The organism is Fundidesulfovibrio sp. YSD1, from assembly GCF_055397115.1.
Genome location: NZ_AP043666.1, coordinates 556,493 through 570,607, shown reverse-complemented (window position 1 = coordinate 570,607; position 14,115 = coordinate 556,493). Strand labels below are relative to the sequence as shown.

The following is a 14,115-nucleotide window of genomic DNA, read 5'->3' as shown; positions in this document are numbered from 1 at the left end:
CCCATTTTGCAAATCCGGGGGCGCCCGGCCTCAGCCTTCCAGGCCAAGCTCCACCAGCCGGGCGATCAGCGCCGGGAAATCGAGCCCCACGGCCGCGGCCGCCTTGGGCAGAAGGCTCGTGGCGGTCATGCCCGGCAGGGTGTTGACCTCCAAAAGCACCGGGGTCTCCCCCGCGAGGATGAAGTCCGCCCGGCTGTAGCCCGAAAGCCCGAGCAGTTCGTGCGCCGCGAGGGCCGCCCGGCGCACGGCCCCCAGGATTGGCTCCGGCAGGGGGGCGGGGCAGAGCTCCTCGGCGGCGTCCTGCACGTACTTGCTCTCGTAGTCGAAGAACACACCTGCCTTGGGCTTGATGAGGATCGGCGGCAGGGCCTCGCCGCCGAGCACCGCGCAGGTGACCTCCAGGCCGTCCAGGGCGGGCTCGACGAGCACCTCGCGCCCTTCCGCGAAGGCCGCGTCCAGGGCGGCGGGAAGCTCCGAGGCCTCGCGGACCAGGCTCATGCCCAGGCTCGACCCGCCGGAGTTGGGCTTGAAGAAGGCGGGCAGGCCGAACCTGGGCCGCCAGCCCGGCCCGGGCCGCTCCACCAGGAGCTCCCAGTCCGCCGTGGCCAGCCCGCCCGCGCGGAAGACCTGCTTGGACGCCGCCTTGTTCAGCGCCAAAAACGACCCCCTGGGGCGGCTGCCCTGGTAGGGGCATCCGGCCGAGTCCAGCAGGGCCTGGATCAGGCCGTCCTCGCCGGGAGCGCCGTGGAGGTTCAGGAACGCGAAATCATGGGCGCGCGCCGCGTCCACGATGGTGTCGAATTCGGTCAGGGGGTCGAGCCTGGTCACCGTGTGCCCGAGGCTCGAAAGCGCCGCCTCTATCTGGGCCGCCCCGGAGAGCGAGACTTCACGCTCGCTCGACCAGCCGCCCGCTATCAAAAGTATGTTCATGGACGTTCATCCCGAGTGTTTCGCTGAGAGCCGTTTCGATGGCCGCGGCCTGGCCCTGGGATTCGGCCAGCCGGTCGCGGATGTATTGGGTCGTGCCGTAGCGCGTGTAGAGGTCCTCGAAGCGCTCGGCCAGCGTGACCACGGTGTCGTGGCGCACGCGCTTGTCGCCGTAGATGATGGCCAGGGGCAGGAAGAAGGCCCGGACGTCCACCTCCCAGGCCCAGTGCACGTGGTGCACGATGCCCATGGAGAGCACGGGGTTGCCGGTGCGCTCCTGCATCCAGGCCCCGCCCAGCTGGCTGTGGTTGCCGCCGTGGCGGATGGTGTAGGTCTTGGCGATGTCGTGGAGCAGGGCGGAGGCGCGCACGGTCTGCACGTCCACGTCCAGCCCCGCGCGCTGGGCCGCCAGGGCCAGGGTGGTGGCCACCCGGGCCACGCTCAGGCTGTGGGCGCGGATGTGCGGGAGCATGTCGTACTCGTCCCAGAGCCCGAAGCACTCGGCGTCGGAGGGCGCGGGCGGCAAGTCCCGGGGCGAGGGCAGCCTCGGGGAGGGCAACCCCTCCAGCGGCTGCCAGGGAGGGGCTGCGCGCTTGCCGCGTTGCGTCATCAGATCAGGTCCCGGCAATGCCTGGTGGCGAACTCCAGGCCCTTTTTCGCGGGTTCGAGCCCCGGGTCGAGCGCAAGGACGCGGCGCAGGGTCTCCTGGGCCTTGGGCCAGTTGGCCGAGTCGATATACACCCGCGAGAGGTTGAAAAGGTAGCTCACGTTGTCCGGGGAGAGCTCCAGGGCCGTGAGGTAGGCGCGCTCGGCCAGGTCGAACTTCCTGGTCTTGCGCAGGGCCACGCCCATCATGGACAGGCTCCTGTGGTCGGACGGGTCGGCGGCCACGGCCTTCTCGAAGAAGGTGATGCACTCGATGTGGTTGATGTCGAAGAGGGTCTTGCCGATCTCGGCGTAGAGCGGGGCGTCGCCGGGGTAGTCGTCGCACATGCGGTTGAAGTGCTGGAGGGCCCCGTCGAAGTACTTCTGCTGCAAGAGCTGGCGGCCCTTTTCCAGGCGCTCCCCCCTGGCCTGGGCGAGGGCCTCGCGGCGCGTCTCGGAGTCCTGCCTGGCGCGTTCGGCCAGGAGCTCCGGCAGCGAGCGCAACACGGCCAGCACCTCGGCCTCGCGCTTGGGGACGTACTCCAGGGGCTTGTCGAGCACGGCCTTGACCGCCGGGTCCAGGCTGATCAGGTGCACCGCCTTGGTGATGAGCTCCTGGAACTCCTTGCGCTCCTGCATGATCAACGTGCCCGCGTGCCTGACGTAGGAGACCAGCCCGAAGGTGGCCGCCTTGATGGCGCTGTCGATCTTGCCGTCCTTGAGGATGGAGACGATGTTGAGCAGGTGCTTGCGGGCCTGGCTGATCAGGTCAGCCGGGGAATGCTCTTGCATGGTCGCGACGCTCAAAAAGATTGAACATATTTGGTTGGCTGCGCAGATTTGTAAATCTACTTTCTCAGGAGTGATTTAGCAAGCCCTTTCTGGGATTACCTGAAGCAACCCGGAAGCGACTGCTTTTCCCTGGATGAACGCATCAGCCGAAGCTGTTGACGCTGCTTTCCGACTGGTGTATTTGATGATTACATATCGTCAATGTCGTCCTGCATGGAGGCGCGAACGTTCTTGTGTGCCGCATCTCCTCGACATTCAGTCTGTTCAATCGCCACTTGCGGCATGATGACGCATTGCCCTCGGGATGCGTCTCCAGAAAGAAAGGCACCGATCCCGCTCCAGCAGGCCGACGGTAGGGCCGCACGGACATGTGCGAACGTTTCCGTTGCGGAGTCATTGAACAAAACAGCTCTCTTGCTGCGCGATCCGCGCATGCTCCAGGCCGTGTTTTCGTGTCCGGCCGAAAACCCGTGCAGTCCCCGAGGCCGCAACCAGCGGCCCGGCGTCCTTCCCCTCCTCACCATCCGGGAGTCTCGCCATGTCGATCAAGACACGTCTCGCGGCCACCGTGTTCACCATGGCCGTGGTGGCCATGGTCATCATTTTCTCCACCTCCATGTTCCCCGGCGGCGCGGACGGCCGAAGCGCGGCCGTGTTCCTGCAATTCGCGGGGGCAGGGGTGATCCTCGTTCTGGCGGTGCTGGCGTTCGTCGGTCTTGACCGGCACGTGGTCAGGCCGCTCGCGGCCATTGGAGAATTTGCACGAGCGCAAGCCTCGGGACGCCATGCGGTCAGGCTGGAAGGAACTTTTCAGGCGGAGCTGGGCGAAACGGCCGCCGCCGTGCAAGAAATGGTGGAGAAGACCACCGAGGCCTTGGGCTTCTCCAGGGGCGTCTTGGCCGGGATCAAGACCCCCTTCGTGGTGGTGGACGGGGACAGCAAGCTCAGGATGACCAACCAGGCGCTCATGGACATCCTCCAGTACGACGGCCGCGCCGAGGACCACTACGGCGAGAACGTGGCCCATTTCTTCTACGGCGACGCCAGCCGCAAGACGGTGCTCTCCGAGGCCATGGCCACCAACTCCTCCATCATCAAGGAGGTGATCACCACGGGCAGGAGGGGAGCCAAGCGCAATATCCTCATCGCGGCCTCGCCTCTGTATAACGGCGTGACCGGCGGGCTCATGGGCGCGTTGTGCCTCTACACCGACCTGACCGAACTGCGCGCCCGCGAGGCTGAAATCAAGCAAAGCAGCGAGCTTCTGGCCCAGGCCGCCGGAGAGGCCGAGGCCATTTCCGGCGAGGTGGTGCGCAACACGCGCGCGCTCATGGAGACTTTGGGCGACGCGGGCAAGGGCGCGTCGCGCCAGCGCGAGCGCCTGGAGGGCACCTCGGCGGCCATCGCCGAGATCGACGCCTCGGTGAGCCACGTGGCCGTGAGCGCCAACCAGGTGGCCAAGAGCGCCGAGGACGCGGGCGGCAAGGCCGTGGAGGGCGAGAAGCTCGTCTCCGGGCTGGCCGGGTCCATGGAGCGCGTCCGCGCCATGGCCGAGAACCTGCGCGAGGCCATGGGGTCGCTCGGCAGGCAGGCCGAGGACATCGGCCGCGTGCTCACTGTGATCACCGACATAGCCGACCAGACCAACCTGCTGGCCCTGAACGCGGCCATCGAGGCGGCCCGCGCGGGCGACGCCGGGCGCGGCTTCGCCGTGGTGGCCGACGAGGTGCGCAAGCTCGCCGAGAAGACCATGACCGCCACCAAGGAAGTGGGGGAGGCCATCCGGGCCATCCAGGCCGGCGCGCGCGACAACGCCCAGCAGGTGGACGCGGCCGCCGAGGCCGTCATCGAGACCTCGGCCATGGCGCGCGGCTCGGGCGAGGCCCTGCGCGACATCGTGCGCCTGGTCTCCGAGACCTCGGCCCAGGTGCGCTCCATCGCCCTGGGCGCGGAGGAGCAGGCCGCGGCGCTGCGCGACGTCACCGAGGCCGTGGGCGACATAAGCCGCGTGGCCGCGCTGACCTCCGAGGGCATGGACGACTCGGCCCAGGCCGTACGCTCGGTCATGGGCATGACCGACAGGCTCAAGGGGCTCATCGACTCCATGGCCGGGCGCAACCAGGCGGCCTTGACTTAGCCCCGGTTAGCCACCATATTCCCGCAACCTTTTGCGCCAAGCCCTCATCCGGCCCGTTTTCCGCTCGCTGCGACGCGCGCGGGCGGCCGCCGGACGGGCTCGCGCCCTCTGGAGGACCCGCTATGTGCCTGGCAGTTCCCATGGAAGTCAAACACGTCGAAGGCGAAGTTGCCGATGTCGAGATCGGCGGGGTGCGCAAGCAGATCCGCCTGGACCTCATGGGGGACAAGCCCCAGGTCGGCGAGTACGTGATCATCCACGCCGGGTTCGCCATCCGCGTCCTCAACAGGGAGGAAGCCCTGGAGACCATCAAGATCTTCCAGGAAGGGTGGAACCTTGAACTCATTTGACGCGCTCAGGGACCCCGAGCTCTGCAGGGACGTGCTCGACAAGATCGAGGCGGCCCTGGAGGGCGCGACGCTCCGCTTCATGGAGGTCTGCGGCACGCACACCGTGGCGCTCTTCAGGAGCGGGGTGCACTCGCTATTGCCCAAGTCGGTGGTGCATCTGACCGGCCCGGGCTGCCCGGTGTGCGTCACGCACGAATCCGAGGTGGCGGCCTACCTGGAGCTCGCCGGGCGCGACGGCGTGGTCATCGCCACCTTCGGCGACCTCATGCGCGTGCCGGGCCCGAACGGTGCGAGCCTCAAGAAGGCCCAGGCCGAGGGCGCGCGCGTGGAGGTGGTCTATTCCCCCTTCGACGCGCTCAAGGTCGCGGCCGACAACCCCGGGGACAAGGTGGTCTTTCTGGGCATCGGCTTCGAGACCACCGCCCCCACCGTGGCCGCCACCGTGCGCCTGGCCAGGGAGCAGGGGCTCTCCAACTTCTTCGTCATGCCCTTCCACAAGCTGGTGCCCCCGGCCCTGGACGCGCTGCTCTCCGACCCGGACATGGCCATCGAGGGCTTCATGCTCCCGGGCCACGTCTCGGCCATCATCGGGCTCGAGCCCTACGCGCCCCTGGCCTCGCGCTACAAGATTCCCTCGGTGGTGGCCGGGTTCGAGCCGCTGGACCTGCTCCAGGCCATCCTGCTCATGGCCGAGATGAAGCGCCAGGGCAAACCCCGGGTCGTTAACAACTACAAGCGCGTGGTGGCCGACGAGGGCAACCCCAAGGCCCGCCAGGTGCTCTACGAGGTCTACCGCCCGGGCGACGCCTTGTGGCGCGGCATCGGGACCATCCCGGGCAGCGGCCTCGTGATGAGCGACGCCTACAAGGCCTTCGACGCCTTCGAGGCCCTGGGCGTGGAACTCAAGGAGTCCAAGCCCCTGCCCGGCTGCCGCTGCGGCGAGGTGCTCAAGGGCATCATGCCCCCCAACCGCTGCCCGCTCTTCGCCAAGGCCTGCACTCCCGCCACCCCGGTGGGGCCGTGCATGGTTTCCACCGAGGGCAGCTGCGCCGCCTACTTCAAGTACCAACTGGACGTAACCACGGACCAATAGGACATTCCATGGGCAAGAAGCTTCTTCTGGACCAGGGCAGCGGCGGCCTGGCCTCGCACAGGCTCGTGGCCGAGGTCTTCATGGCCAGGCTCGGCAACCCGGTGCTGGCGCGCATGGACGACGCGGCGCTCATCCGCCCCAAGGGCCCTCTGGCCGTGAGCACCGACAGCTTCACCGTGGACCCCATCTTCTTCCCCGGGGGAGACATCGGCTGCCTGGCCGTGCACGGCACGGTGAACGACGTGGCCATGCTCGGGGCCAAGCCCCTGTACCTGACCTGCGGGTTCATCCTGGAGGAGGGCTTCGACCTGGACGACCTGGAGCGCATCGTCGCCTCCATGGGGCAGGCCGCGAAAAAGGCCGGGGTGAAAGTGATCGCGGGGGACACCAAGGTGGTGCCCCGTGGCGCCGCGGACAAGATCTTCATAAACACCACCGGCATAGGCGAGGTGGTCGTTTCCCCGGCCCCCAGCGGGCACAGGGCGAAACCCGGCGACGTGGTCATCGTCTCCGGAACCTTGGGCGACCACGGCCTGACCGTGCTCTCGCATCGCCAGGGGCTCTCCTTCGAGGCCCCGGTGCGGAGCGACTGCGCCTCGCTCAATCATTTGACGCTGAAGCTCGTGAAAAACCTGCCCTCGGTGCACGTGCTGCGCGACCCCACGCGCGGCGGCCTGGCCACCACGGTGAACGAGATCGCCCAGCAGTCGGGCGTGGGCGTGATGCTGGAGGAGCCCTCCCTGCCCGTGCTGCCCGCCGTGGCCGCCGGGTGCGAGATACTGGGGCTGGACCCCCTCTACCTGGCCAACGAGGGCAAGCTCATCTGCGTGCTGCCCGAGAGGCATGCGAAGAAGGCCCTGGAGATCATGCGCCGCGACCCGCTGGGCCGTGCGGCGCGCGTCATCGGCAGGGTCACGGCCGAGAACCCCGGCAAGGTGGTGCTGCGCACGGGCCTCGGCGGGCACAGGCTCCTGGGCATGCTCGAAGGCGAGCAACTGCCGCGCATCTGCTAGGCCTTCCCCCTTTCCGACGCCAAAAGCCCGGCGGCGCGCGAGCGCCCCGGGCTTTTTTGACGCCCGGCCGCCGTAACCCGGAAGGGCTGATTCGCGTCCAACTTCTATATATCGTTGAGCATCTTCAGTGTGGCAAGGTGCTTGCTAATCAAGGGCAGCAACACGCCACCCGGCCCAGGCCGGTTTTCAAGGAGGAGCCATGCTGTCACTTTTCACCGGCGCGCAGCGCCAGCCCAAGGACCCCAACGAGGAACTCAAGCGTGGCCAGCGACTCCAGCACGCCAAGGAAATGTTCTATTCAGGCAGATTGCCCGTGGTGACCACCCCGGCCATGAAGGGCCGGCGCATCAAGAAGGTCATCGGGCTCGTGCACGGCAGGGGCTACGACGCCGAATGCGCGCTTTTGTCCCTGGCCGCCTCGGCCATGGAGATCGGCGGGGACGCCATCATCGGCTACCAGGAGGCCGTGGCCTTCCACCCGGACGGCTCCAAGTTCTTCTCCTGCTACGGAACCGCCGTGGTCCTGGAGAAGGCCGGCGCCTCGAAGCCGGGCAGGCGCGGCGTGACGCACTGATTTCCCGCCCCTTTCGGGGGCTTTTCACCGTTTTGACGGGAGCGGCGCTTCAGCGGGCCGCTCCCCCTTCCTTTTTCTTTCCCTTTTTGGGCCGCCGCCTGGGTGGGGGTTTCCCCCTTTTGCAGGGGCCGCACTTGAAATCTCTTGGCCTGCTTCGGAAAATTGGGTAGCTATGAACGGTGCGCATTGTCCCGATGCGGCTGCGTCACCCCGAACTGTTTTCCGATAGCATGCAGAAAGACCAAGCCGAAATCCTCGTCGTCGACGACGAAACCCCTGTCCGCCTGAGCCTCGCGGCCTACCTCGAGGACGAAGGCTTCAACGTGCGCACCGCCGAGTCCGCCGAGCAGGCCATCGAGGTCTCCGCCGAGCGCGCCGCGCACCTGGCAGTCGTCGACTTGAGGCTGCCCGGCATGGACGGCGCGTCCCTCATCCTGGAGCTCTCCAGGCGGCACCCGGGCATGAAGTTCCTCATCCACACCGGCTCCACCAAGTTCAGCCTGTCCGAGGACCTCAAGGCCGCGGGCATGGACGACAGCCTCGTCTTCTTCAAGCCTGTCCTCGACATGGGGGACATGGCCTCGAAAATCCTTCAAGTCCTCCAGGGATGACACATGGTTTCTGAACCCGTGGCGACCGTTCTCACCATCGACGACGAGGAGGTCATCCGGCGTTCCTTCCAGGCCTATCTCGAGGACAGCGGCTTCGTGGTCCTCCAGGCCCAGAACGGGCGCGTGGGCCTGGACGTCTTCCGCGAGCGCCGCCCGGACATCATCCTCGTGGACCTGCGCATGCCCGAGATGGACGGCCTGGAAGTGCTGGCCACCGTGGTGCGCGAGGCCCCGGACGTGCCCATCATCGTGGTCTCCGGCACGGGCATGATCCAGGACGCCATCGAGGCGCTGCGCCTGGGTGCCTGGGATTACGTGCTCAAGCCCGTGGAGGACCTGGGCATCCTCGAGCATTCCGTGCGCCGGGCCCTGGAGCGGGCCAAGCTCATCAAGGAAAACAAGGCCTACCGCGAGAACCTGGAAAACCTGGTGCGCCGTCGCACCACCGAACTGCACGACCGCACCCTCCAGCTGGAGCAGGCCAACACGCGCCTGCAAAGCGAGATAGAGGAGCGCAAGGCCGCCGAGGCCAAGTACCGCTCCATCTTCGAGAACGCCATCGAGGGCATCTTCCAGGTGGACCACGACGGCAGGCTGGTCAGTGCCAACCCGGCCATGGCCAGGATACTGGGCTACGGCTCCGTGTTCGACCTCCAGGGCGGCATCGCCGACTTCTGCGAGCGCCTCTGCGAGGACCCGGGCAAGCGCGAGAAGTTCTTCAGGGTCCTCGAGGACCACGGCTCGGTCCAGGGCTTCGAGGTGCAGACCCTGCGCCAGGACGGCCAGACCCTGTGGGGCTCGGTCAACGCGCACCTGGTGGCGGGCAGGACCGGCCAGTCCATCCACTTCGAGGGCACCCTCGAGGACATCAGCGACCACAAGCGCTTCGAGGAGCAGCTGCTCCACCAGTCGCTGCACGACGCCCTCACCGGGCTGCCCAACCGCGCTCTCTTCACCGACCGCCTCTCCCAGGCCATCAGCCGCTGCGCCCGACACAACAGCTTTTTCGCGCTGCTCTACCTGGACGTGGACCGCTTCAAGGTCATCAACGACAGCCTGGGCCACGCCGCGGGCGACCAGTTCCTGGTCAAGCTGGCCGAGCGCCTGCGCACCTGCACGCGCGAGGCCGACACCCTGGCCAGGCTCGGCGGCGACGAGTTCGCCGTGATCTCCGAGCAGGTGCGAAGCCTCTCCGGGGCCACGGTGGTGGCCGAGCGCATCCTCGAGGAGATGCGCCAGCCCTTCAACATCGAAGGCCGCGAGATCTACAGCACCGTCTCCATAGGCATCATCTGCTGCACCGGCTTCTGCGGCACGGCCGAGGACGTGCTGCGCGACGCCGACCTGACCATGTACCGCGCCAAGAGCAACGGCAAGGCGCGCTACGAGGTGTTCGACAACGCCCTGCACGAGCAGACCATCAAGCTCTTGACCATGGAGACCGAATTTCGCCGGGCCCTGGCCCGCAACGAGTTCGAGCTGTATTACCAGCCCATCGTGGACGTGAACACCCACGAGGTGTTCAGCCTGGAGGCCCTGCTGCGCTGGAAGCACCCCGAACGCGGCTACATCCCGCCCCTGGACTTCATCCCCCTGGCCGAGGAGAACGGGCTCATCGTGCCCCTGGGCTGGTGGGTGCTGGAAGAGGGCACGCGCCAGCTGGCGGTCCTTCAGAACCGGTTCCCCAAGCCCGTGCCGCTGTCCATGAGCGTGAACATCTCGGCCAAGCAGTTCTCCGACGCCGACCTGACCAGCAAGCTGGAGACGCTCTTGTCGCACTCGCGGATTCTTCCGGGCACCCTGGAGCTCGAGATCACCGAGAGCGTGATCATGGACAAGGGAGAGGCGGCCATCGGCAGGCTGGAGGAGCTCAAGGCCCTGGGGGTCAAGCTCTTCGTAGACGACTTCGGCACCGGCTACTCCTCGCTCTCCTACCTGCACCGCTTCCCCATCGACATGCTCAAGATCGACCGGTCCTTCATCCGGGAGATCGACGCCACGGGCGGGCACGCCGAGATCGTCCGGGCCATCGTGGGCCTGGGGCGCAACCTGGGGCTGGAACTCATCGCCGAGGGCGTGGAGACCGACGCGCAGCTCGCGGTCATCCGCACCCTGGGCTGCCAGTACGCCCAGGGGTACCTGTTCTCCAAGCCCTGTCCGGCTGCCGCCATCGAGGAGTACCTCGCCCGCGAGAAGACTCAGGGCCAGACCTGACGCCGGGCCGCCATCAACGAATAAAAAGCCCCCGGGGATATACCCCGGGGGCTTTTTCAGTTCGTCGTGCGCCCAAAGGGGGCTGCGACGTCTAGGCTCCGAGAGCCCTCGAGCCGCATTGGGCCTCGGAGTGCAGCTCGTCGATGATCCGGCGCAGCTGGGTGGCCTGGCCCACCAGACCTTCGATGGCCCGTGAGGCGGTGTCCACGCTGACCACGGTCCTGCCCGTGAGCTCGTTTATGGATTCGAGCGAGCTGTTGATCTCCTCGGCCGAGGCGGACTGCTCCTCGGCCGCGGCGGCGATGCTCTGGATTTGCGAGGCCGAGGTCTGCGAGCCCTCGACCAACTCCGAGAGCACGGACCCGGACCTGTCCGCCAGCTGCCCGGCCATGGCGATGGTTTCTATCGCCTTGTCGGTGTTGGCGATGCTGTCCTGGGCCGAGCGCTGGATGGCGGTGATGCTCGAGGTGACCTCCTGGGTGGCGATCATGGTCTTTTCCGCGAGCTTTCTCACCTCGTCGGCCACCACGGCGAAGCCGCGTCCGGCTTCGCCCGCGCGGGCCGCCTCGATGGCGGCGTTGAGCGCCAGCAGGTTGGTCTGGTCCGCGATGTCGGAGATCACGGTGAGGATGCGCCCCACGTCCTGGGAGCGCCGCCCCAGGTCGTCCATGTTGGCCTTGAGGGCCTGGGCCTGGCTGCCCACCTGGCGCATGGTCTGGATGGAGTCGTCCACCACCTTGCGGCCCTCCAGGGCCTTGCCCTTGGCCTGCTCGGCCTGGGCCGAGGCCGAGGAGGAGTTGCGGGCCACGTCCATGATGGCGGCGGACATCTGGTCCATGCTGGTGGCGGTGATGCGCATGCGTTCGCTCTGCTCGTCGGCGCCGCCCTTGATGTCCTGGGCCTGGCTGGAGATCTCCTCGGTGGCCCGGCCGATGTGGTCGACGATGCTCTCCAGGCGCGAGGCCGCCGTGGCCATTCCGTCGCAGCGGGCCTGCTCGGCCTGGGCCATGGCCTGCTCGGCCAGGGCGCGCGACTGCTCGGCGGCGCGGGCCTTCTCCTCGGCTTCGCTGGTCTTGGCCTCGATGTCGGCGATGTTGGCGCGTAGCGTGGCCACCATGGTGTTCAGCGCGGCCTGCATCTGCGAGGCTTCGTCGCGCCCTTCGGCGTCGAGGGAAATGTCCAGGTCGCCCTTGGCGCAGCGCTCGGCCGCGTCGGTGGCTTCCTTGATGGGCCGGGAGATGGTGGTGATGATGAAGCCGCAGAGCAGGATCAGGAAGATCAGGCTCACTCCGATGCCGGTGAAGATGGCCGTGAGCAGCGAATGGATGCGCTTCTCGCTGTCGTCGCGGATGGCGGCCTTCTCGCGCTCCACGTTGTCCACGTAGACTCCGGTGCCGATCCACATGGTGGTGCCGGGGATCATGGTGGCGTAGGCGATCTTGGGCTGGTCGCCCTGACCGGGCTTGGGGAAGACGTACTCGACGAACCCGCCTCCGGCCTTGGCCTTGTCCATGAGTTCGCGCACGAAGTAGACGCCGTTCTTGTCCTTGGTCTGGCCCAGGTCCTGGCCCTGGGATTCCTTCTTGGGGGGCAGGGCCACGTTCACGGTGTTCTCGTAGACGAAGTAGTAGCCGGACTTGTCGTTCTCGAAGCGGATGGGGTCGACCATGGCGCGGATGATCTCCACGCGCCTGGCCGGGTCCTTCTCGCCCTTGATGGCCTCTCCTATCGCCAGAGCGAGCGAGTCGGAGGCGATGCCCAGCTTTTCCTTCTGCCCTTCGATCATGATGCCTTGGGCGGCTTGAATGTTGTGGTCCAGAACCTGCTTCAAGCCGAAATAGAACACGGTCACGACGCCGCCCACGAACACTGAGAACAGGATCAGGAGCACGGCGAAGCGCCATGAGATGGAAAAACGGCGGAAGAACAGGGTGAACGGATTGGACCGGGTGGGTGGGGTGGTCATGGTGGTCCTCCTCGGGTCAGCGGAGCCTGATGCGTATTTCAATTATTTACTGGGACAAACGAAAAAAATGCACAAGCCAAAAAAAAGGGGGGTCCCGGTCGGGACCCCCAGGGAAGGCGATTGGAGGCTCGCTGTTACGCGGGCAGCATCCACTTCAGCGGGTAGGCCATGAGCATGGTCAGCACGGAGATGAACAGCACCATGGCGACCGAGTGCCACAGGGTGAAGCGGAAGATGTCGCCGTCCTTGCCGTGCAGGCCGGTGGCGGCCACGGCCACGGAGATGGACTGGGGCGAGATCATCTTGCCGGTGACGCCGCCGGAGGTGTTGGCGGCCACGCACAGTTCGGGGCGCACGCCGATCTCGAGGGCGGTGGTCTTCTGCAGGTTACCGAAGAGCAGGTTGGACGAGGTGTCCGAACCGGTCAGGAACACGCCCATCCAGCCGAGGATCGGGGCGAAGAAGGGGAACATCACGCCGGTGCCGGCCAGGGCCAGGCCCAGGGTGGTGGACATGCCGTTGGCGTTCATGATGAAGGCCAGGCCGACGATGTTGCCGATGGAGACGATGGGCCAGCGCAGCTGGTGGCAGGTCTTGCCGAAGCAGGCGATGGCCTTGCCGAAGCTGTAGCCGGGCATGATGAAGATGGACAGGATGCCGGAGAGCAGGATGGCGGTGCCGGCGGCGGCCAGGGGCTGGAAGGCGTACTTCACGGCCTGCGGGGTGGCGACGCCGTTGACCATCTTGGCCACCATGTTGTGGTACAGGGGCCATTCGATCTGGATGTTGATGTAGGCGGCCAGGATCTTCTTCACCGAGGGCCAGCCCTGGATGAGCACGAGCACGGCCAGGATCAGGTAGGGCATCCAGGCGCGGATGATCTCGCCCGAGGAGAAGCGGCACACGGCGGGGCCGGTGGGGGCGGCTTCATCGGGGAAGTGCCACACGTTCTTGGGCTTCCACACGCGCAGGAAGCCCCACAGGGCCACGATGGTCACGATGGCCGACACGATGTCGGGCAGGGTCGGGCCGTGGAAGTTCGAGAGCAGGAACTGGGTTCCGGCGAAGGCCACGCCGGCCACGAGCAGGGCCGGGATGACTTCCATGGTGCGCTTGAAGCCGCACATGGTCACGGACAGCCAGATGGGCACGATGATGGACAGGAAGGGCAGCTGGCGGCCGACGATGGCGGAGATGGTCATCTCGTCGAGCTTGGTGGCGCCGGCAACGGCCGTGATGGGGATACCGACCGCGCCGAAGGCCACGGGGGCGGTGTTGGCCAGAAGGCAGATGCCCGCGGCGTACAGGGGGTTGAAGCCCAGGCCGGCGAGCATGGCCGCGGTGATGGCCACGGGGGTGCCGAAGCCCGCGGTGCCCTCGATGAAGGAGCCGAAGGCGAAGCCGATGAACACGGCCTGGAGGCGGCGGTCATCGGTGATGCAGGCCAGGGAGTTCTTGATGATCTCGAACTCGCCGGACTCGACGGTCATGTTGTAGACCCAGATCGCGGTGACGACGATCCAGACGATGGGGAACAGGCCGTAGACGAAGCCGTAGGTGTAGGAACCGATGGCGGTGGACGTGGGGATGCCCCAGAAGAGGATGCCCAGCAGCAGGGCGGCCAAGCTGGCCACCGCGCCGGCGACGTGGCCCTTGGCGCGTTTCACCGCGAGCATGTAGAACAGAATGTAGATGGGGATGCCCGCCACCAGCGCCGACAGCAAGTAGCTGTCTCCAAGGGGTTTGTAGACTTGAGTCCAGACGCTCATCACTTCCTCCTTCAAAGGGTTGAT

At 66.7% G+C, this 14,115-nt stretch carries 12 protein-coding genes; 7 read left to right on the top strand and 5 right to left on the bottom strand.

Annotation, left to right across the window (positions count from 1 at the left end):
* Nucleotides 1-30: 30 nt before the first annotated feature.
* Genes ACZ5V4_RS02735 through ACZ5V4_RS02725 form a run of 3 tightly spaced genes read right to left on the bottom strand, consistent with a single transcriptional unit; the run spans nucleotide 31 to nucleotide 2,364 of the window.
* Nucleotides 31-930, bottom strand: coding sequence for a D-alanine--D-alanine ligase family protein (locus tag ACZ5V4_RS02735; RefSeq protein ID WP_464316642.1), 900 nt, complete (start codon nucleotides 928-930; stop codon nucleotides 31-33).
* Nucleotides 887-1,537 carry an HDIG domain-containing metalloprotein gene (locus ACZ5V4_RS02730; protein ID WP_464316641.1) on the bottom strand — a complete coding sequence of 217 codons (651 nt, stop codon included), beginning with the start codon at nucleotides 1,535-1,537 and terminating at the stop codon, nucleotides 887-889. Before ACZ5V4_RS02730 ends, ACZ5V4_RS02735 begins: the two co-directional genes overlap by 44 nt.
* Entirely contained in the window at nucleotides 1,537-2,364 is an 828-nt protein-coding gene (locus ACZ5V4_RS02725; RefSeq protein WP_464316640.1) for a tetratricopeptide repeat protein, read from the bottom strand. Before ACZ5V4_RS02725 ends, ACZ5V4_RS02730 begins: the two co-directional genes overlap by 1 nt.
* 538 nt (nucleotides 2,365-2,902) lie before the next feature.
* Here ACZ5V4_RS02725 and ACZ5V4_RS02720 point away from each other — a divergent pair.
* From ACZ5V4_RS02720 to ACZ5V4_RS02690, 7 genes are all read left to right on the top strand, one after another.
* Nucleotides 2,903-4,501, top strand: coding sequence for a methyl-accepting chemotaxis protein (locus ACZ5V4_RS02720; RefSeq protein WP_464316639.1), 1,599 nt, complete (start codon nucleotides 2,903-2,905; stop codon nucleotides 4,499-4,501).
* A gap of 122 nt (nucleotides 4,502-4,623) precedes the next feature.
* The gene (locus tag ACZ5V4_RS02715; protein WP_464316638.1) at nucleotides 4,624-4,851 is read left to right on the top strand and encodes a HypC/HybG/HupF family hydrogenase formation chaperone; all 228 of its coding nucleotides are present in this window, start codon (nucleotides 4,624-4,626) and stop codon (nucleotides 4,849-4,851) included.
* Nucleotides 4,838-5,944 (top strand): hydrogenase formation protein HypD, encoded by a 1,107-nt coding sequence (gene hypD / locus ACZ5V4_RS02710; RefSeq protein WP_464316637.1) that lies wholly within the window; start codon nucleotides 4,838-4,840, stop codon nucleotides 5,942-5,944. Before ACZ5V4_RS02715 ends, hypD begins: the two co-directional genes overlap by 14 nt.
* Nucleotides 5,945-5,952: 8 nt before the next feature.
* Complete coding sequence (gene hypE / locus ACZ5V4_RS02705; protein WP_464316636.1) at nucleotides 5,953-6,957, top strand: hydrogenase expression/formation protein HypE; 1,005 nt, start codon at nucleotides 5,953-5,955, stop codon at nucleotides 6,955-6,957.
* Nucleotides 6,958-7,156: 199 nt separating this feature from the next.
* A complete protein-coding gene (locus ACZ5V4_RS02700; RefSeq protein WP_464316635.1) occupies nucleotides 7,157-7,531 on the top strand; it encodes a hypothetical protein in 375 nt (124 codons plus the stop codon).
* Nucleotides 7,532-7,761: 230 nt separating this feature from the next.
* Nucleotides 7,762-8,142, top strand: coding sequence for a response regulator (locus tag ACZ5V4_RS02695; RefSeq protein ID WP_464316634.1), 381 nt, complete (start codon nucleotides 7,762-7,764; stop codon nucleotides 8,140-8,142).
* A gap of 3 nt (nucleotides 8,143-8,145) precedes the next feature.
* The gene (locus tag ACZ5V4_RS02690; protein ID WP_464316633.1) at nucleotides 8,146-10,356 is read left to right on the top strand and encodes an EAL domain-containing response regulator; all 2,211 of its coding nucleotides are present in this window, start codon (nucleotides 8,146-8,148) and stop codon (nucleotides 10,354-10,356) included.
* Between the two features lie 91 nt (nucleotides 10,357-10,447).
* On the opposite strand, the gene ACZ5V4_RS02685 is transcribed toward ACZ5V4_RS02690, so the two are convergent.
* A complete protein-coding gene (locus ACZ5V4_RS02685; RefSeq protein ID WP_464316632.1) occupies nucleotides 10,448-12,322 on the bottom strand; it encodes a methyl-accepting chemotaxis protein in 1,875 nt (624 codons plus the stop codon).
* A gap of 134 nt (nucleotides 12,323-12,456) precedes the next feature.
* Nucleotides 12,457-14,091: an L-lactate permease gene (locus ACZ5V4_RS02680; protein WP_464316631.1), complete on the bottom strand. Its 1,635-nt coding sequence runs from the start codon at nucleotides 14,089-14,091 to the stop codon at nucleotides 12,457-12,459.
* Nucleotides 14,092-14,115: the final 24 nt, after the last annotated feature.